Raw genomic sequence first — 19458 nt, forward strand, 5'->3', positions numbered from 1 at the left:
AACGTTATAGTAACATTATTTTACGAAAGGCATTCCCAGTTGCGTGAGCAACTCACGGGACTCTTCGTCTGTTTTCGCCGTTGTAACAATGACAATGTCCATACCGCGGACTTTGTCTACTTTATCATACTCGATCTCTGGGAAGATCAGTTGTTCTTTCAGACCCAGTGTATAGTTACCACGTCCGTCGAAAGCTTTGCTCGATACACCGCGGAAGTCGCGGACACGAGGAAGCGTAACGTTGAGCAATTTATCGAGGAAGAAGTACATGCGCTCGCCGCGTAATGTTACTTTCACACCGATAGGCATGTTCTCACGTAGTTTAAAACCTGCAATAGATTTTTTAGCACGAGTGATTACAGGTTTTTGACCTGCGATCAATTGCAAATCGTTTACTGCGGAATCCAACACTTTGGAGTTTTGGACAGCGTCGCCCACACCCATGTTGATAACGATTTTCTCGATTTTCGGCACTTGCATTACCGTTGTATAGTTAAACTTCTGCATCAAAGCAGGAGCAATTTCGTTCAGGTAACGTTCTTTCATTCTTGCTGCCATGAATCATAGACCTCCTTTCTCATTCGGTTCAATTAGTCGATAATTTCTCCGGAACGTTTAGCAACGCGCACTTTCTTTCCGTTATCCAACACTTTGTAACCTACACGGGTTACTTTTCCGCTCTTTGGATCGATGTGCATTACGTTGGAAACGTGAATCGGAGCTTCCTTCTCGATAATGCCGCCTTGCGGATTTTGCTGGTTAGGCTTCTGGTGTTTTTTAATCATGTTAACACCTTCCACAAGGACACGGTTCTCACGAGGATAAGCAGCGATGACACGGCCTTTTTTACCTTTGTCTTTACCGCTGATCACCATAACTGTATCTTCTTTTTTAACATGAAGTTTATTGTTATGGGATTCCAGAACTTTTTTCACTCTTGGCATTTCGTACACCTCCTGTTTCTAACATCACGAGATTAAGCTTTAGATAACTTCTGGGGCCAAGGAAACGATTTTCATGAAGTCTTTCTCGCGGAGTTCACGAGCAACAGGTCCGAAAATACGTGTTCCACGTGGGCTTCTGTCGTCTTTTACAACAACCGCTGCATTTTCATCAAAACCGATGTAGGAACCGTCTTTACGACGTACAGAACGTTTCGTACGAACGACAACCGCTCTAACTACATCACCTTTTTTGACAACGCCGCCTGGTGTTGCTTGTTTTACAGAACAAACGATCAGATCACCGATTTGAGCTGTACGACGTCCCGTACCGCCGAGTACGCGGATACACATCAGTTCCTTCGCACCGGAGTTGTCAGCCACAGTCAAACGTGTAAATGGTTGAATCATTTAGTATTCCTCCTTTCAGCTATGCTGCTGATGCATTAGATGATAATCGCTTTTTCTACGACTTCAGTAAGTCTCCAGCGTTTATCTTTCGAAAGCGGACGAGTCTCCATGATTTTCACAGTGTCACCGATTTTCGCAGTGTTTTCTTCGTCATGCGCTTTGAATTTTTTAGTAACCTTGATACGTTTATGGTACAAGTCGTGTTTTTTGTAAGTTTCTACAGCAACAACGATCGTTTTATCCATTTTATCACTGACTACTTTACCTGTTTGCACTTTACGTGCGTTACGTTCTTCGCTCATTGTTGGCCTCCTTCCTGATTACGGACGGATTAGACATCCGATCCCTAATTAACCGATTCCCAATTCTCTTTCACGGATAATGGTTTTAGCACGAGCTATTTCTTTCCGCACATCACGGATTCGAGTCGGGTTATCCAGCTGACCGGTAGCGAGTTGAAAGCGGAGGTTAAAGAGTTCTTCTTTAAATCCGGCAATCTTTTGCTCGATTTCAGCAGAGGTTAGGTTGCGAAATTCACTAGCTTTCATTTGCTTCACCACCCAATTCTTCACGTTTCACAAACTTCGTTTTGATTGGCAGTTTGTGAGCGGCAAGACGCATTGCTTCGCGTGCAACATCCTCCGGTACACCAGCAAGTTCAAACATGATCTTACCTGGTTTCACAACTGCAACCCATTTTTCTACGTTACCTTTACCGCTACCCATCCGAACCTCGAGAGGCTTTTGAGTGATTGGTTTGTCTGGAAAAATTTTGATCCAAACTTTACCACCACGTTTGATGTAACGAGTCATCGCAATACGAGCCGCTTCGATTTGACGGTTCGTAATCCAAGCCGGTTCCGTAGCTTGCAGACCATACTCGCCAAAGTTCAGCGTAGTTCCGCCTTTAGCTTGGCCCTTCATATGTCCACGTTGTTGCTTACGGTGTTTTACACGTTTTGGTACCAACATGATTAGTTGCCTCCTTCCTTAGCAGCCTGTTTCTTAGCCGTAGGAAGAACCTCTCCACGATAGATCCATACTTTTACGCCGATACGGCCGTAAGTAGTATGAGCCTCTGCTGTACCGTAGTCGATGTCGGCACGAAGCGTGTGCAGTGGAACAGTTCCTTCGCTGTAGCCTTCCGAACGTGCGATCTCAGCACCGCCAAGACGTCCGCCCACTTGAGTTTTAATACCTTTTGCACCAGAGCGCATTGTTCTTTGAATAGCTTGTTTCAGAGCACGACGGAAAGAAACACGACGTTCCAATTGTTGTGCAATGCTTTCAGCTACCAGGATCGCGTCCAGGTCTTGGTTCTTAATTTCAGAAATGTTGATGTGTACTTTTTTACCGCCTGCGATTTTCGTAATTTGATTACGAAGATTTTCAACTTCCGAACCACCCTTACCGATAACCATACCTGGTTTCGCAGTGTGAATCGTTACGTTTACGCGGTTAGCCGCTCTCTCGATTTCAACACGAGACATAGCGGAGTCTTTCAATTTATTTTTCAGGAATTCACGAATTTTCACGTCTTCCATCAAAAGATCGCCGAAGTCTTTACCTGCATACCACTTAGATTCCCAGTCACGGATAATTCCGACACGGAGTCCGACTGGATTTACCTTTTGGCCCACACATTTCCCCTCCTTCTACTTTTCAGATACCACCAAAGTGATGTGGCTAGTACGTTTGTTAATACGACTTGCACGTCCCATTGCACGAGGGCGGAAACGTTTCATTGTCGGTCCTTGGTTCACGTAAGCTTGCGAAATGACCAAGTTATTAACATCCAAAGAATAGTTATGTTCCGCATTTGCAATCGCGGAGTTAAGCAACTTCTCAACAATCGGAGAAGCGGATTTCGGAGTGTGACGGAGAATGGCAACCGCCTCACCTACTTGCTTGCCGCGAATCAAGTCAACAACGAGTTGAACTTTACGAGGAGCAATCCGGATAAACTTAGCATGTGCTTTTGCTTCCATTGTGTAACCTCCTCTCAAACATTAAAGATGTTCATTTATCTTCTTGTTTTCTTATCATCATCAGTATGGCCTTTGTACGTACGGGTTGGAGCGAACTCACCCAGTTTGTGTCCGACCATGTCCTCAGTTACGTATACTGGTACGTGTTTACGACCGTCATATACGCCAAATGTGTGTCCGATGAATTGCGGGAAAATTGTAGAACGACGGGACCAGGTTTTAATAACGAGTTTCTTACCGGATGCTTCCATCTCTTCTACTTTTTTCAGCATGTAGCCATCAATGAATGGCCCTTTTTTCAAACTGCGACCCATGTGGAGATCCTCCCTTCAAACGTAGCTATTATGCATCCGCAGATGCCTCACGAAGTTATGCACAGTGTGTATTACTTCGTGCGGCGGCGAATGATGTATTTATCAGAAGCTTTATTTTTCTTACGCGTTTTGTAACCAAGAGTAGGTTTACCCCATGGTGACATTGGCGATTTACGTCCGATTGGAGCACGACCTTCACCACCACCGTGTGGGTGATCGTTAGGGTTCATTACTACACCACGAACTTCAGGACGTTTACCCAACCAACGGCTACGACCGGCTTTACCGATTTTGATAAGCTCGTGGTCTTGGTTACCAACAGATCCAATTGTTGCGCGGCAAACTTTCAAAATACGACGAACTTCTCCGGAAGAGAGACGAACTGAAACGTATTTTTCTTCTTTACCAAGCAATTGAGCTTCTGTACCAGCAGCACGAACCAATTGTCCGCCTTTACCTGGTTTCAACTCGATGTTGTGGATAACAGTACCTACTGGAATATTTTCGAGTGGCAATGCGTTTCCGATTTTGATGTCTGATTCAGGTCCGGAGAATACTTGATCTCCAACTTTCAAACCTTTAGGAGCGATGATATAACGTTTTTCACCATCAGCATAGTGAATCAGAGCGATGTTAGATGTACGGTTCGGGTCATACTCAATCGTAGCAACGCGGCCCGGTATTCCATCTTTAGTACGTTTGAAGTCAATGATACGGTATTTACGTTTGTGTCCACCACCATGGTGACGAACTGTAATTTTACCTTGGTTGTTGCGGCCTGCTTGTTTGCTCAATGGGGCCAACAACGATTTCTCCGGCTGATCTGTGGTGATTTCCTCAAATGTAGAAACGGACATGTTCCGTCTTGCCGGGGAAGTTGGTTTATACTTTTTGATTGGCACTGGGTTTCCCTCCTTACTTCAAAAATTCAATTATACAGTTTCAAAGAACTCAAGCGTTTTGCTGTCTTGTGTCAGCGTTACAAACGCTTTTTTCCATTCGCTAGTATATCCGGAATAACGTCCGTACCGTTTTGGCTTAGCTGGAACACGAAGCGTGTTCACGTTTTTCACTTTTACGTTGAAAATAGCTTCCACGGCTTTCTTGATCTCGGTTTTGTTTGCACGGATATCGACTTCAAATACATATTTCAAGTCATTCATCATGTCAGCAGTACGTTCCGTAATAATCGGACGTTTTACAATATCACGAGGATCCTTCATTACGCGAGCACCTCCTCTACCTTCTGAACTGCTTCTTTCGTAATGATCAGTTTGTCGTGCGAAAGCACGTCAAGAACATTAATGCCGTCAGCAGCTACGAATTTCACGCCTGGAATATTCCGTGCGGAAAGAGCTACATTATCATCATAGCTAGGAGCTACGATCAAAGCCTTACGTCCCACTTTGAGGTTACTCAAGATGGCTGCGAATTCTTTAGTTTTAGGCGTGCTCAACGTGAGAGCGTCCAAAACGATAATGTCATTGTCAAGCACTTTGGATGAAAGGGCTGATTTGATCGCCAAACGGCGAACTTTCTTAGGCAGTTTATACGCATAGCTCCGTGGTGTTGGACCAAATACGATACCGCCGCCTTTCCATTGTGGTGAACGAATTGAACCTTGACGAGCGCGACCTGTACCTTTTTGTTTCCAAGGCTTACGTCCACCGCCACGTACTTCAGAACGTCCTTTTACTTTGTGGGTACCTTGACGAAGGGAAGCGCGTTGCATAAGAACTGCATCGTACAGAACGTGTTGGTTCGGCTCAATTCCGAAAACCGCATCGTTCAATTCAACTTCGCCTACTTGGCTACCATCTACATTGTAAACTGATACTTTTGGCATTTTGTGTTCCTCCTTTCTTCAGTGGTTATTTTTTCACCGTTTCTTTAACTTTAATGAGACTGTTTTTCGGTCCAGGAATGGAACCTTTCACGAGCAACACGTTACGCTCAGCGTCTACTTTAACTACTTCAAGACGTTGGATTGTAACAGTATCATGTCCCATGTGTCCTGGCAGGCGTTTGCCTTTAGGAACGCGGTTAGCTTGGATCGAACCCATTGAACCCGGGCCACGGTGGTAACGCGAACCGTGTGACATAGGTCCAGTGCTTTGTCCCCAACGTTTGATAACGCCGGCAAAACCTTTACCTTTAGAAACACCCGTTACGTCAACGAATTCGCCTTCAGCGAAAATGTCAGCTTTCAGTTCTTGGCCAACTTCATATTCTGCGATGTTGATACCGCGAACTTCACGAACGTAGCGCTTAGGGGCAGTGTTCGCTTTTTTAGCGTGACCTGCTTCTGGCTTGTTAGCATTTTTCTCTTTCTTATCGGAGTAACCGATTTGAATTGCTTCGTAGCCATCGTTCTCAATGTCTTTCTTTTGCAAAACAACACAAGGGCCTGCTTCGATAACCGTTACTGGAACGACGTTACCTTCAGGAGTAAATACTTGAGTCATTCCGAGTTTTTTTCCTAAGATTGCTTTCATGTTGACACCTCTTTTCCTTTATACATGGTCTTTGTTGTAGCTTATATTACAATTTAATTTCGATATCTACACCGGACGGCAGATCCAAGCGCATCAAGGCATCCACAGTTTGTGGAGTCGGGTTAACGATGTCGATCAAACGTTTATGTGTACGTTGTTCGAATTGTTCCCGAGAATCCTTGTACTTGTGCACCGCACGAAGAATAGTAATGATTTGTTTTTCAGTAGGAAGCGGAATCGGACCGGATACACCAGCACCCGAACGTTTTGCTGTTTCAACAATTTTCTCCGCGGATTGATCAAGAATTCTGTGGTCGTAAGCTTTCAAACGAATACGAATTTTTTGCTTTGCCATTTTAGTCCCTCCTTCTATCGCCCAATTTTTTATCGGACATACTCCGTGAAAATTTTCTAGCCACTGTCCCATGGCAAAGGGGCCGGGTGTGCCAGTAACCTCTCACATCATCGCAACGTCACAGAACAACATTCATTATTATATAGAAAAGATGGGCGTATTGCAAGCATAATTAAGAAAAACATTTAAACTAATCTTTTCGAGTGAAATGAATTTGTTTAATGTGCTGTTTTCCTACTCTATACTAGCTGCCTTAACCAATCTTTCTTTACAATTCCGAATGAAAGTTTAAACCTGATGACGCAGGTTCCGAATCATTTACATAATAAAAGAGTTCTCTATCCGATGTCGGATAAAGAACTCTTCCGAAGCTTCGTTACAATACAATGTTACTCGTTCCAGTACACTGTTGCATATGCTTACTCAGCGTTAAGCTGAATTATTTTTGGATGCTTGCGACGGAACCGGCACCTACTGTACGTCCGCCTTCACGAATGGAGAACTTAGTTCCTTCTTCAATCGCGATTGGGGAGATCAAGGAAACAGTAACAGTGATGTTATCACCAGGCATTACCATTTCAGTACCTTCAGGCAAGTTAATGATGCCTGTTACGTCAGTTGTACGGAAGTAGAACTGTGGACGGTAACCAGTGAAGAAAGGTTTGTGACGTCCGCCCTCTTCTTTAGTCAGAACGTAGATTTGAGCTGTGAATTCTGTGTGAGGCTTAACAGAACCCGGTTTTGCCAAAACTTGTCCACGCTCGATTTGAGTACGATCAACACCACGCAGCAATGCGCCGATGTTGTCACCCGCTTGAGCGGAATCCAGCAATTTACGGAACATCTCAACGCCCGTAACTACGGATTTTTTAGTTTCTTCAGTAATACCAACGATTTCGATCTCTTCGCCGACTTTAACAGTACCACGCTCTACACGACCTGTAGCAACAGTACCACGACCAGTGATAGAGAATACGTCCTCGACAGGCATCAAGAAAGGTTTGTCAGTTTGACGCTCAGGCAGTGGGATGTACGTATCGATTTCTTTGAACATCTCAACGATTTTTTGAGCCCACTCACCATCAGGGTTTTGCAGAGCTTCACGAGCGGATCCACGAGTGATTGGAGTATCATCACCTGGGAACTCATATTCGTTAAGAAGGTCGCGAACTTCCATCTCAACCAATTCCAACAACTCTTCGTCTTCAACCATATCACATTTGTTCAAGAATACAACAATGTAAGGTACGCCTACTTGACGGGAGAGCAGGATGTGCTCACGAGTTTGTGGCATTGGGCCATCAGCTGCGGATACTACCAAGATAGCTCCGTCCATTTGTGCCGCGCCAGTGATCATGTTTTTAACATAGTCGGCGTGACCTGGGCAGTCTACGTGAGCGTAGTGACGAGTATCAGTTTCGTACTCAACGTGTGATGTAGAAATTGTGATACCGCGTTCGCGCTCTTCTGGAGCTTTATCGATTTGATCGAATGCGATTGCTGCACCACCGTAAGTTTTGGACAATACAGTTGTGATTGCAGCAGTCAGAGTTGTTTTACCATGGTCGACGTGACCGATAGTACCAATGTTAACGTGGGGTTTATTACGTTCGTATTTAGCCTTTGCCATTTGAACGTGGCCTCCTTAAAATTATAATTTTATGTTTTCACTAAATGAAGTGCAAAGAATACATGACTCTTATGCACTTTCATCCAATGAGAGAAAACTACTCGGTTCCTTTTGTTTTAGCAACAATCTCTTCAGCGATGCTCTTAGGAACTTCTTCATAGTGAGAGAGCTCCATGGAGAATACGCCGCGTCCTTGAGTACCGGAACGAAGAGTTGTAGAGTATCCGAACATTTCAGACAAAGGTACTTTAGCACGGATGATTTGGGCTCCACTACGGGAATCCATACCTTCGATGCGGCCACGACGGGAGTTAAGCATACCCATAACGTCACCCATATACTCTTCTGGAACGGTTACTTCTACTTTCATGATTGGCTCAAGCAGAACCGGCTTACATTTGTCTTTCGCAGCTTTCAGCGCCATCGATCCGGCAATTTTAAATGCCATCTCGTTGGAATCGACATCATGGTAAGATCCGTCTACGATTGTAGCCTTAACGTCAACAAGCGGGAAGCCTGCGATAACGCCGTTTTTCATTTGCTCTTCGATACCTGCAAGAGCTGGTTGAATGTATTCTCTTGGAACAGAACCACCGACAACCTTACTTTCGAACTGGCTGCCTGTACCCGCCTCGAGAGGTTCGAACTCAACCCATACGTGACCGTATTGACCACGACCACCGGATTGACGAACGAATTTACCTTCAACGCGCGCTGGTGCACGGAATGTTTCACGGTAAGCTACTTGTGGTTTACCCACAGTAGTTTCAACCTTGAACTCACGACGCATACGGTCGATGATGATATCAAGGTGAAGCTCACCCATACCTGCCAAGATTGTTTGGCCTGTTTCTTCGTCAGTATGAGCACGAAGAGTTGGATCCTCTTCTGTCAACTTACCGAGAGCAACACCCATTTTATCTTGGTCAGCTTTGGTTTTAGGTTCAACGGCGATTTCGATAACCGGATCAGGGAAGTTCATTGACTCCAGGATAACCGGGTTTTTCTCATCACACAGTGTATCACCTGTACCTGTATCTTTCAAACCTACGGCAGCTGCAATGTCACCGGAGTAAACTTCAGTGATCTCTTGACGGCTGTTCGCGTGCATTTGAAGGATACGACCGATACGCTCACGTTTGTTTTTAGTTGCGTTCAATACGTAAGATCCGGATTGAAGAACACCGGAGTAAACGCGGAAGAATGTCAATTTACCAACGTAAGGGTCAGTCATGATTTTGAAGGCCAATGCGGAGAAAGGCTCTTCATCGGATGACTTACGAATTGCTTCAGTTCCATCTTCAAGATGACCCGTGATAGATGGAACATCTGTTGGAGCCGGCAAGTAGTCGATAACAGCATCCAACATCAGTTGAACACCTTTGTTACGATACGAGGATCCACAGATAACCGGGAAGATCTTAACATCAACTACACCTTTACGGAGGGCAGCTTTGATCTCATCAATAGTGATTTCTTCGCCTTCCAGGTATTTCATTGTCAAATCTTCGTCGAGTTCAGCAACACGCTCAACCAATTCGTTACGGAGTTCTGCAACTTGATCAGCAAATTCCGCAGGAATTTCAGTTTCTTCGATATCTTGTCCCAGGTCATCTTTGTACATATGAGCCTTTTGTGCAACGATATCAATGATACCTTTGAAATCATTTTCAGCACCGATTGGAAGTTGAATCGCAACTGCGTTCGCTTGAAGGCGATCACGCATGTCAGAGACAACGTTCAGGAAGTCAGCACCGATGATATCCATTTTGTTTACATAAGCGATACGAGGTACGCCGTACTTATCAGCCTGTCTCCATACGGTTTCGGACTGAGGCTCAACGCCTTCTTTCGCACTGAATACACCAACTGCTCCGTCCAATACACGAAGGGAACGTTCAACTTCAACAGTGAAGTCAACGTGTCCCGGGGTATCAATGATGTTAACGCGGTGGCCTTTCCAAGCAGCGGTAGTCGCAGCGGAAGTAATCGTAATTCCGCGCTCCTGTTCCTGTTCCATCCAGTCCATTGTCGCAGCGCCTTCGTGTACTTCACCGATTTTGTGCGTACGTCCTGTGTAGAACAAGATCCGCTCAGTTGTCGTGGTTTTACCCGCATCAATATGAGCCATGATCCCGATATTACGTGTATTTTTCAAGGAGAACTCTCTTGCCATGAAATGGGTCTCCCTTCAAAATTGAAGTTATTATTGTGAACCGAATCCTACCAACGGTAGTGAGCAAACGCTTTGTTCGCTTCAGCCATTTTGTGCGTATCTTCACGTTTTTTAACGGAAGCGCCTGTGTTGTTGGAAGCGTCGATGATCTCAGCCGCCAAACGCTCTTCCATTGTTTTCTCACCGCGGTTGCGGGAGTAGTTCACGAGCCAACGTAATCCCAAAGCAGTACGTCTCTCTGGTTTTACCTCGATTGGTACTTGGTAGTTGGCACCGCCGACACGGCGAGCTTTAACTTCCAGGACTGGCATGATATTCTTGATTGCTGCTTCAAATACTTCCATCGGGTCATTACCCGTACGTTCTTGAATCAACTTAAACGCATTATACAGAATGCTTTGAGCAACACCGCGTTTTCCGTCGAGCATGATGCGGTTGATCAAACGAGTAACCAGCTTGCTGCTGTATACCGGATCTGGCAACACGTCTCTTTTCGTAACTGGACCTTTGCGTGGCATGGATATCCCCCTTTCTTTCTTCATGAGCACATCCTACACCTCCTGGGATTAACCCAGAAGATATTCAGGACTGCTACTTATAATATTTTAGGCTTTTTTAGCTTTTGGACGTTTAGCACCGTATTTCGAACGAGCTTGCATACGGTTGTTCACGCCTGCAGTATCAAGAGCTCCGCGAACGATGTGATAACGAACCCCTGCAAGGTCTTTAACTTTACCTCCACGGATCAACACAACACTGTGCTCTTGAAGGTTATGTCCGATACCCGGGATATAAGCAGTTACCTCGAGACGGTTCGTCAAACGAACACGGGCATACTTACGAAGTGCAGAGTTTGGTTTACGTGGAGTCATTGTACCTACACGAGTGCAGACACCACGTTTTTGTGGGGCACTGATGTTAGTTGATTCACGTTTCAAAGCATTGAACCCTTTTTGCAAAGCTGGTGATTTGGACTTTTCAACTTTAGCTTGACGTCCTTTACGTACCAGTTGGTTAATAGTTGGCATGTGATTGCCACCCCCTTCCTCAATTGTTCATGTTTCTTTATAAACCTCTTATGCTAAGTCCACAGACCCAGGCGGTTCATAAAAAGACAAATGAAAAGTTTTTGCCTTGGAGAATCCCTAAAAGTTCTCGGACAAAAACGTTCCTTACCGTATCATTTTACGACAGCAGCCATTGCTGCTCCTACTCCAATCCCGCAAGCTTTGCCGAGATTTTTCATTGTGTCCACTTTCGTGCACTTCACATTGTGTTGTTCACACAAGGCAATGATTTTGGAAGTAAGCTGCGGATCACAATCTTCAGCCACATAAACTTCAGAAGCCATACCTGTCTGAACCATCCGCGTGGTCTGTTTGGTACCTATTTTGACATGAGCATCTTGCAGACCTTTTTCATTAGACATTGTTCATTCCTCCGAATAGGACCAAATACAATCAGCTACTCACGCACCTTTGATATATTAGCATCTAGCGTAAGCAATGTCAATGCTAATCCTAAAACATTTTATTTAAAAGTTTTGCCACACCGGGAAACATCCTTCTGTACGAAACAGCCGTCGCCTCCCGGCGTACAAAACTCTAGTTCAACCTAATGGTAACGATGAATCTAGTTGAATATCTTAATCAACCGAAACTGGTTCAAGTTCTTCTACTGAAGATTGACCATCTTCCGGCTCAGCAAATTTGATGCTGCGGTAACGGTGCATACCTGTACCTGCAGGAATCAATTTACCGATGATTACATTCTCTTTCAGACCGAGCAACTGATCGACTTTACCTTTGATCGCTGCATCTGTCAGTACACGTGTAGTCTCTTGGAACGAAGCCGCCGAGAGGAAGGAGTCTGTTTCCAGGGATGCTTTCGTAATACCGAGCAGGATTGGTTTCGCAACCGCAGGCTCTTTATCACTCAGAATCGCTGTCTTGTTAGCTCTTTCGTACTCATGCGTATCCACGAACGATCCTGGCAACAACGTAGTGTCCCCTGCATCGACGATACGGATTTTACGCAACATTTGACGGATCATAACTTCAACGTGTTTGTCATTGATTTCTACGCCTTGGTTACGGTATACGCGTTGTACTTCCTGCAAAATGTAGTTCTGCACGCCACGTACGCCTTTAATGCGCAGCATTTCTTTTGGATCGATAGAACCATCTGTCAACTCGTCGCCTGCTTCAATTTCCATGCCTTCGCTAACGCGTACACGGGAACCGTAGGTAACAGAGTAAACTTTGGATTCTGCTTCACCTTGAATTTCAATTTCGCGACGATCTTTCGCTTCGCGAATTTCTTTGACAACACCGTCAATCTCACTGATTGTTGCTTGACCCTTAGGATTACGAGCCTCAAACAACTCCTGGATACGCGGCAAACCTTGCGTAATATCGTCTCCGGCTACACCACCGGTGTGGAATGTACGCATTGTCAGCTGTGTTCCTGGCTCACCAATGGATTGTGCTGCAATAATACCAACTGCTTCACCGATCTCCACGTGTTTACCAGTCGCCAAGTTGCGACCATAACACTTCTTGCAGACACCGTGACGGGCACGGCAGCTAAGTACGGAGCGGATTTGCAGTTTGGTTACGCCAGCTTTGATGATTGCTTCAGCTTTATCAGAGTCAATCAGCTCATTGCGGTGTGCAATAATTTCTTTTGTTTCCGGATGACGAACAGTCTCGAAGCAGTATCTGCCTTCAATACGGTCGTAGAGATCCTCAATAACCTCTTTACCATCCTGGATACGACTTACCGTAAAGCCTTTATCAGTACCACAATCATCTTCACGCACGATCACGTCTTGTGCCACGTCTACGAGACGACGAGTCAGGTAACCTGAATCCGCTGTACGCAGGGCCGTATCGGCCAAACCTTTACGGGCACCGTGAGTCGAGATAAAGTACTCGAGTACCGTCAGACCTTCACGGAAGTTCGATTTGATTGGGAGTTCAATGATTCGACCAGACGGGTTGGCCATCAGACCACGCATACCGCCCAATTGGGTAATTTGCGATTTGTTACCCCGTGCTTTAGAGTCAACCATCATCATGATGGAGTTGTAACGATCCATCGATTTCATCAGAATCTCGGTGATATCATCTTTCGATTTCGACCAGATATCAATGATGCGGTCATAGCGCTCCTCGTTCGTAATCAGACCACGACGGTACTGGTTCGTAACGATTTGTGCTTTTTCCTCAGACTGTCTAAGGATTTCAAATTTCTCAGGTGGAACGATAACATCCGACACCGCTACAGTGATACCCGCACGAGTGGAGTATGTGAATCCGAGTTGTTTGATTTTATCCAAAATAACGGCAGTTTCCGTTGTATGATAAATTTCAAAACAACGCGCGATGATAGAACCGAGATATTCTTTACCGACACCACCAGCCAAAGGAGCATTCATGATCGCTTCTCTAAGGTCAGCACCCTTCTCATAAACAAATGAATGCTCTGCAGTACCTTGGTAAAGGTTCGCACGAGTTGCATCATTGATGTAAGGGAAGCTTGCCGGGAAGATCTCATTAAAGATGATTTTGCCGATGGTAGTCAGCAGCATTGCATCTTGTTGCTCTTCGGTAAAGATTGTTTTGCCAAGCGCTCTAACCGGGATGGCTACACGTGCATGCAATCCTGCAGTACCACGTTGGTACGCGGACACAGCTTCGTTAACCGTACGCAAGATCATACCTGTTCCCTTTTCTTCCTTGTTGTCCATGGTCAGGTAGTAAGAACCAAGCACCATATCCTGGGAAGGGGTAACAACCGGTTTACCGTCTTTCGGGTTCAAAATGTTACCTGATGCAAGCATCAAAATACGTGCTTCCGCTTGAGCTTCAGCGGACAATGGAACGTGCACGGCCATTTGGTCACCGTCAAAGTCGGCATTGTATGCCGTACATACGAGCGGGTGAAGACGAATTGCTTTACCTTCAACAAGAATCGGTTCAAATGCTTGAATACCGAGACGGTGAAGCGTAGGGGCACGGTTCAGAAGAACCGGGTGCTCCTTGATGACTTCTTCAAGAACATCCCATACTTCAGGACTTACGCGCTCAACTTTACGTTTAGCGCTCTTGATGTTGTGGGCAAGCCCTTTATTTACAAGTTCTTTCATAACGAAAGGCTTGAACAGTTCAAGTGCCATATCTTTAGGCAGACCACACTGATACATTTTCAGGTAAGGTCCAACTACGATAACGGAACGACCAGAATAGTCAACCCGTTTACCGAGCAAGTTCTGACGGAAACGTCCTTGTTTACCTTTCAGCATGTGGCTGAGAGATTTCAATGGACGGTTACCAGGACCTGTTACAGGGCGTCCACGACGGCCGTTGTCGATTAATGCATCAACAGCTTCCTGCAGCATCCGTTTTTCATTTTGCACGATAATGTCTGGCGCGCCCAAATCAAGCAAACGTTTCAGACGGTTGTTCCGGTTAATTACACGGCGATACAGGTCATTCAGGTCAGACGTTGCAAAACGTCCACCATCCAGCTGTACCATCGGACGAAGTTCCGGCGGGATAACAGGAAGTACATCCATGATCATCCATTCAGGTTTATTACCCGAGTTGCGGAATGCTTCGATTACTTCCAGACGTTTGATAGCACGGTTACGACGTTGTCCTTGAGCAGTGCGGAGCTCTTCCTTAAGGAATTCAAGCTCTTTGTCTATATCAAGGTCTTGAAGCAATTTTTTAACTGCTTCTGCGCCCATACCAGCCTGGAACCCATATCCGTATTTCTCACGGTAGCTGCGGTATTCTTTCTCGGACAACAGCTGTTTTTTCTCCAGTGGAGTTTCTCCTGGATCAGTTACTACATATGATGCAAAATAAATAATCTCCTCGAGAGATCTTGGAGACATATCCAAAGCGAGACCCATGCGGCTCGGAATACCTTTGAAGTACCAGATATGCGATACCGGAGCAGCGAGCTCAATATGGCCCATCCGTTCGCGGCGTACTTTCGCACGTGTGACTTCAACGCCACAGCGATCACAGACAACGCCTTTATAACGGACGCGTTTGTATTTACCGCAATGACATTCCCAGTCTTTTGTAGGGCCAAAAATCTTTTCGCAGAACAGCCCTTCTTTTTCCGGTTTCAACGTACGATAGTTGATCGTTTCCGGTTTTTTCACTTCTCCGCGGGACCAAGAACGAATTTTTTCTGGGGAAGCAAGCCCGATCTTCATGTATTCGAAATTGTTGACGTCCAACAAGGAGCAACCCTCCTTAACCAAGTCCTGTATTCTAGGTTACGCCCCCTCCGGCCGAAGCCGGAGCAAGACGCGAGCCTGATGAAAAGCGCCGGTCATCATGCGCCCGAAGCGGTTACTCCGCTCCGACCTCTGTACCCTCAAGGTTGAGGCTGAGCTTATCGCTCGCAGCGTCATCTTCATCGTCCATTTCTTTCATTTCAATCTCTTGCTCATCTTCGCTCAAAATCTTAACGTCCATACCCAAGCTTTGCAGCTCTTTGATCAATACTTTGAATGACTCAGGAACACCTGGTTCCGGAACATTCTCGCCTTTGACGATGGACTCATATGTTTTCACCCGACCTACAACGTCATCGGACTTAACAGTCAAGATTTCTTGCAGTGTATAGGCCGCACCATAAGCCTCAAGCGCCCATACTTCCATCTCCCCGAAACGTTGTCCACCGAACTGGGCTTTACCACCCAGAGGCTGTTGCGTAACGAGTGAGTAAGGACCTGTGGAACGAGCATGGATTTTATCGTCAACCATGTGCGCCAACTTGATCATGTGCATGACGCCAACAGTAACTTCACGTTCGAACTCTTCTCCCGTACGACCGTCGTACAGAACGGTTTTACCATTCCGCTGCATACCTGCTTCTTCCATCGTATCGAAGACGTCATACTCCTTCGCTCCGTCGAATACAGGAGTAGCTACGTGAATACCGAGCTGCATGGCTGCCATACCCAAGTGAACTTCAAGCACTTGACCGATGTTCATCCGGGAAGGTACGCCCAGCGGGTTAAGAACGATTTGAACTGGTGTACCGTCTGGCAGGAAAGGCATATCTTCTTCCGGCAGGATACGGGCCACGACCCCTTTGTTACCGTGACGTCCGGCCATTTTATCACCCTCGGAAATTTTCCGTTTTTGAGCAATATAGACACGAACGAGCTGGTTAACACCTGGAGGCAGTTCATCACCATTTTCACGGGTGAAGACTTTTACATCGACTACGATACCGTCAGTACCGTGAGGTACACGCAAGGAAGTATCACGTACTTCACGTGCTTTCTCACCAAAGATCGCATGAAGGAGACGCTCTTCTGCAGTCAGTTCTGTTACACCTTTTGGTGTTACTTTACCAACCAGAATGTCACCAGCACTGATTTCTGCACCGATACGGATAATACCGCGCTCATCCAGATTACGCAGCGCTTCTTCCCCAACGTTAGGGATGTCACGCGTGATCTCTTCAGGACCGAGCTTAGTATCACGTGCTTCAGACTCATACTCCTCGATATGGATCGATGTGTAGACATCTTCCTTCACGAGTTTTTCGCTGAGCAGGATCGCATCCTCGTAGTTGTAACCTTCCCAAGTCATGAAAGCAACAACGACGTTACGTCCCAGTGCCAATTCACCCATTTCCGTCGAAGGACCGTCTGCAAGGATGTCGCCAGCTTTGACAACAGCACCTCTTTTGACAATCGGACGTTGGTTAATGCATGTTCCTTGGTTCGAACGCATAAATTTGTGTAATTTATATTTAACGATATCGCCTTTAACTTCTTGACCATCGACTTCTTCAATACGACGCAACCAAATTTCATTCGCAGAAGAACGTTCAATAATCCCGTCATATTTGGAGACAATACATACACCGGAATCTTTCGCGGCTTTATGTTCCATACCTGTTCCGACAAGCGGTGCTTTTGGAATCAAGAGTGGAACGGCCTGCCGCTGCATGTTTGATCCCATGAGCGCACGGTTGGAGTCATCGTTCTCAAGGAACGGAATGAGCGCCGTAGCGACGGATACAACTTGTTTAGGAGATACGTCCATGTAGTCAACGCGTTCACTCGGCATCGTAAGGATGTTATCCGACTGCTTGTTGTAACGTACAATGATCGCTTCTTCTTCAAATGTACTATCTTCATTCAGCTTCGCATTCGCTTGAGCGATTACATAGTTGTCCTCTTCGTCTGCTGTCAAGTAATCGATTTGCTCGGTTACGACACCAGTCTTCGGATCTACCCAGCGATAAGGAGCTTCAATGAAACCATATTCGTTCACACGGGCAAATGTCGACAATGAGTTGATCAAACCAATGTTTGGTCCCTCTGGTGTCTCGATTGGACACATCCGGCCATAGTGGGATGGATGCACGTCACGGACTTCCATGCCGGCACGCTCACGCGTCAAACCACCTGGTCCGAGAGCGGACAGACGGCGTTTATGCGTCAACTCACCCAATGGGTTCGTTTGATCCATAAACTGTGACAATTGGGAGCTACCGAAGAACTCTTTAATGGATGCGATAACAGGACGTATGTTAATCAAAGCCTGAGGCGTGATTACGTTAGCATCCTGAATGGACATTCTCTCACGAACTACACGTTCCATACGGGATAAACCGATACGGAATTGATTTTGCAAGAGTTCACCAACCGAGCGAAGACGACGGTTACCCAGGTGATCGATATCATCTGTGCTTCCGATGCCATGCAAAAGGTTAATGAAGTAACTGATAGATGAAATGATATCAGCTGGTGTAACGTTCTTCACTGATTTATCAATATTAGCATTGGCAATCAGTTTAACGACCTTACCATCCTCAATCGGTGAAAACACATCAATCGTTTGCATCGGGATATCATTGGCATCCAAAACGCCGTTAGCCACATGATATGTGCGGAAACCAACGCTTTTCTCCAGTTGCGGCATGATTTCATCCAACAGACGACGGTCTATCATTTGACCTGCTTCGGCAATGATTTCACCGGTTTCGGTATCCACAAGAGACTCAGCCAAACGTTGGTTGAACAAACGGTTCTTGATGTGCAGCTTTTTGTTGATTTTGTAACGACCCACATTAGCAAGGTCATAACGTTTTGGATCAAAGAAACGAGCGACGAGCAAGCTTTTCGCATTATCAAGCGTTGGCGGCTCGCCCGGACGAAGACGCTCATAAATCTCAATCAGCGCTTTCTCCGTAGAATCCGTATTGTCTTTGTCCAGCGTGTTGCGGATATATTCGTCATTACCGAGCAGATCCAGAATCTCAGCGTCTGTGCCAAAACCAAGTGCACGCAGGAGAACCGTCACCGGTATTTTACGTGTGCGGTCGATCCGGACGTAAACAACATCCTTCGCGTCCATCTCCAGTTCGAGCCAAGCGCCGCGGTTAGGAATAACTGTAGCGGTATACGTTTTTTTGGCGTTTTTATCTACTTTGGTACTGAAGTAAACGCTAGGAGAGCGAACCAACTGGCTGACAATAACCCGTTCCGCACCATTAATAATAAATGTGCCGGTGTCGGTCATCAGCGGGAAATCTCCCATGAATACTTCCTGCTCTTTGACTTCGCCGGTTTCCTTATTAATGAGCCGGACTTTGACCCGAAGCGGTGCTGCATAAGTAACGTCGCGCTCTTTCGCGTCATCTACTGTATACTTCGGTTCACCGAGACTGTAGTCGATAAATTCCAAAATCAAGTTACCTGTAAAATCCTGGATCGGCGAGATATCCTGGAACATTTCGCGCAACCCTTCCTCCAAAAACCAATCGTAAGATTTTTGTTGGATTTCAATCAGGTTCGGAACTTCGAGTATCTCGTTAATTCGTGCATAACTGCGCCGAGTGCGTCGACCATATTGAACAAGATGTCCTGCCAACTTAAACTCACCCCTCAATGTCTACTCACTTTAAAAATTTCGTTGCGAACCTCTGTTTGTAACCTTATAATGGTACACATACAGAGCAAAGCAATGCATCCACAAATAAAGAAAAGCCCTTACTCGAATGTCGTTCGAAAAAAGAGCAACTTTGATCGGCGGATGTCTTTCCAAAACATACTTATCCCCAGTTTGCCCAAAATGTACATATTATACGCCAAACGTTGGCA

General features: G+C 45.7%; 21 protein-coding genes. All 21 read right to left on the reverse strand.

Annotation, left to right across the window (positions count from 1 at the left end):
- Nucleotides 1–15: 15 nt before the first annotated feature.
- Nucleotides 16–558 carry a 50S ribosomal protein L5 gene (gene rplE / locus Q0V21_RS18075; protein WP_024633577.1) on the reverse strand — a complete coding sequence of 181 codons (543 nt, stop codon included), beginning with the start codon at nucleotides 556–558 and terminating at the stop codon, nucleotides 16–18.
- Nucleotides 559–590: 32 nt separating this feature from the next.
- Nucleotides 591–944, reverse strand: coding sequence for a 50S ribosomal protein L24 (gene rplX, locus Q0V21_RS18080; protein WP_024633578.1), 354 nt, complete (start codon nucleotides 942–944; stop codon nucleotides 591–593).
- A 39-nt stretch (nucleotides 945–983) separates the two neighbouring features.
- Nucleotides 984–1352 carry a 50S ribosomal protein L14 gene (rplN, locus tag Q0V21_RS18085; RefSeq protein WP_024633579.1) on the reverse strand — a complete coding sequence of 123 codons (369 nt, stop codon included), beginning with the start codon at nucleotides 1350–1352 and terminating at the stop codon, nucleotides 984–986.
- Nucleotides 1353–1387: 35 nt separating this feature from the next.
- Complete coding sequence (gene rpsQ, locus Q0V21_RS18090) at nucleotides 1388–1654, reverse strand: 30S ribosomal protein S17 (protein WP_024633580.1); 267 nt, start codon at nucleotides 1652–1654, stop codon at nucleotides 1388–1390.
- Between the two features lie 48 nt (nucleotides 1655–1702).
- A complete protein-coding gene (gene rpmC, locus Q0V21_RS18095; protein WP_017692083.1) occupies nucleotides 1703–1900 on the reverse strand; it encodes a 50S ribosomal protein L29 in 198 nt (65 codons plus the stop codon).
- Nucleotides 1890–2324 carry a 50S ribosomal protein L16 gene (rplP, locus tag Q0V21_RS18100; protein WP_024633581.1) on the reverse strand — a complete coding sequence of 145 codons (435 nt, stop codon included), beginning with the start codon at nucleotides 2322–2324 and terminating at the stop codon, nucleotides 1890–1892. The genes rpmC and rplP overlap by 11 nt, the downstream gene beginning before the upstream one ends.
- Before the next feature lie 2 nt (nucleotides 2325–2326).
- Nucleotides 2327–2992 (reverse strand): 30S ribosomal protein S3, encoded by a 666-nt coding sequence (rpsC, locus tag Q0V21_RS18105; RefSeq protein WP_024633582.1) that lies wholly within the window; start codon nucleotides 2990–2992, stop codon nucleotides 2327–2329.
- Between the two features lie 15 nt (nucleotides 2993–3007).
- Complete coding sequence (gene rplV / locus Q0V21_RS18110; protein WP_024633583.1) at nucleotides 3008–3340, reverse strand: 50S ribosomal protein L22; 333 nt, start codon at nucleotides 3338–3340, stop codon at nucleotides 3008–3010.
- Nucleotides 3341–3375: 35 nt separating this feature from the next.
- Nucleotides 3376–3654 (reverse strand): 30S ribosomal protein S19, encoded by a 279-nt coding sequence (gene rpsS / locus Q0V21_RS18115; protein WP_024633584.1) that lies wholly within the window; start codon nucleotides 3652–3654, stop codon nucleotides 3376–3378.
- A 71-nt stretch (nucleotides 3655–3725) separates the two neighbouring features.
- On the reverse strand, nucleotides 3726–4556 hold the full coding sequence (rplB, locus tag Q0V21_RS18120; RefSeq protein ID WP_024633585.1) for a 50S ribosomal protein L2: 831 nt from the start codon (nucleotides 4554–4556) through the stop codon (nucleotides 3726–3728).
- Between the two features lie 30 nt (nucleotides 4557–4586).
- Nucleotides 4587–4877 (reverse strand): 50S ribosomal protein L23, encoded by a 291-nt coding sequence (rplW, locus tag Q0V21_RS18125; protein WP_024633586.1) that lies wholly within the window; start codon nucleotides 4875–4877, stop codon nucleotides 4587–4589.
- Nucleotides 4877–5500, reverse strand: a complete 624-nt coding sequence (rplD, locus tag Q0V21_RS18130; protein ID WP_017692076.1) for a 50S ribosomal protein L4 — start codon at nucleotides 5498–5500, stop codon at nucleotides 4877–4879. Before rplD ends, rplW begins: the two co-directional genes overlap by 1 nt.
- Before the next feature lie 25 nt (nucleotides 5501–5525).
- Nucleotides 5526–6149, reverse strand: a complete 624-nt coding sequence (gene rplC / locus Q0V21_RS18135; protein ID WP_053779208.1) for a 50S ribosomal protein L3 — start codon at nucleotides 6147–6149, stop codon at nucleotides 5526–5528.
- Nucleotides 6150–6195: 46 nt separating this feature from the next.
- Nucleotides 6196–6504, reverse strand: a complete 309-nt coding sequence (gene rpsJ / locus Q0V21_RS18140; RefSeq protein WP_017692074.1) for a 30S ribosomal protein S10 — start codon at nucleotides 6502–6504, stop codon at nucleotides 6196–6198.
- A 439-nt stretch (nucleotides 6505–6943) separates the two neighbouring features.
- Nucleotides 6944–8134, reverse strand: coding sequence for an elongation factor Tu (tuf, locus tag Q0V21_RS18145; RefSeq protein WP_024633588.1), 1191 nt, complete (start codon nucleotides 8132–8134; stop codon nucleotides 6944–6946).
- 97 nt (nucleotides 8135–8231) lie between these two features.
- Entirely contained in the window at nucleotides 8232–10310 is a 2079-nt protein-coding gene (gene fusA / locus Q0V21_RS18150) for an elongation factor G (RefSeq protein WP_024633589.1), read from the reverse strand.
- A 47-nt stretch (nucleotides 10311–10357) separates the two neighbouring features.
- The gene (gene rpsG, locus Q0V21_RS18155; protein WP_024633590.1) at nucleotides 10358–10828 is read right to left on the reverse strand and encodes a 30S ribosomal protein S7; all 471 of its coding nucleotides are present in this window, start codon (nucleotides 10826–10828) and stop codon (nucleotides 10358–10360) included.
- An 87-nt stretch (nucleotides 10829–10915) separates the two neighbouring features.
- Nucleotides 10916–11338, reverse strand: a complete 423-nt coding sequence (gene rpsL / locus Q0V21_RS18160; RefSeq protein WP_017692070.1) for a 30S ribosomal protein S12 — start codon at nucleotides 11336–11338, stop codon at nucleotides 10916–10918.
- 152 nt (nucleotides 11339–11490) lie between these two features.
- Complete coding sequence (locus Q0V21_RS18165; RefSeq protein WP_024633591.1) at nucleotides 11491–11739, reverse strand: ribosomal L7Ae/L30e/S12e/Gadd45 family protein; 249 nt, start codon at nucleotides 11737–11739, stop codon at nucleotides 11491–11493.
- 216 nt (nucleotides 11740–11955) lie between these two features.
- A complete protein-coding gene (gene rpoC, locus Q0V21_RS18170; RefSeq protein WP_024633592.1) occupies nucleotides 11956–15570 on the reverse strand; it encodes a DNA-directed RNA polymerase subunit beta' in 3615 nt (1204 codons plus the stop codon).
- A gap of 112 nt (nucleotides 15571–15682) precedes the next feature.
- Nucleotides 15683–19228 carry a DNA-directed RNA polymerase subunit beta gene (gene rpoB / locus Q0V21_RS18175; protein WP_024633593.1) on the reverse strand — a complete coding sequence of 1182 codons (3546 nt, stop codon included), beginning with the start codon at nucleotides 19226–19228 and terminating at the stop codon, nucleotides 15683–15685.
- Between the last annotated feature and the right edge of the window lie 230 nt (nucleotides 19229–19458).

The sequence above is a fragment of the Paenibacillus sp. 11B genome (assembly GCF_030487755.1).
GTDB lineage: Bacteria > Bacillota > Bacilli > Paenibacillales > Paenibacillaceae > Paenibacillus > Paenibacillus vandeheii.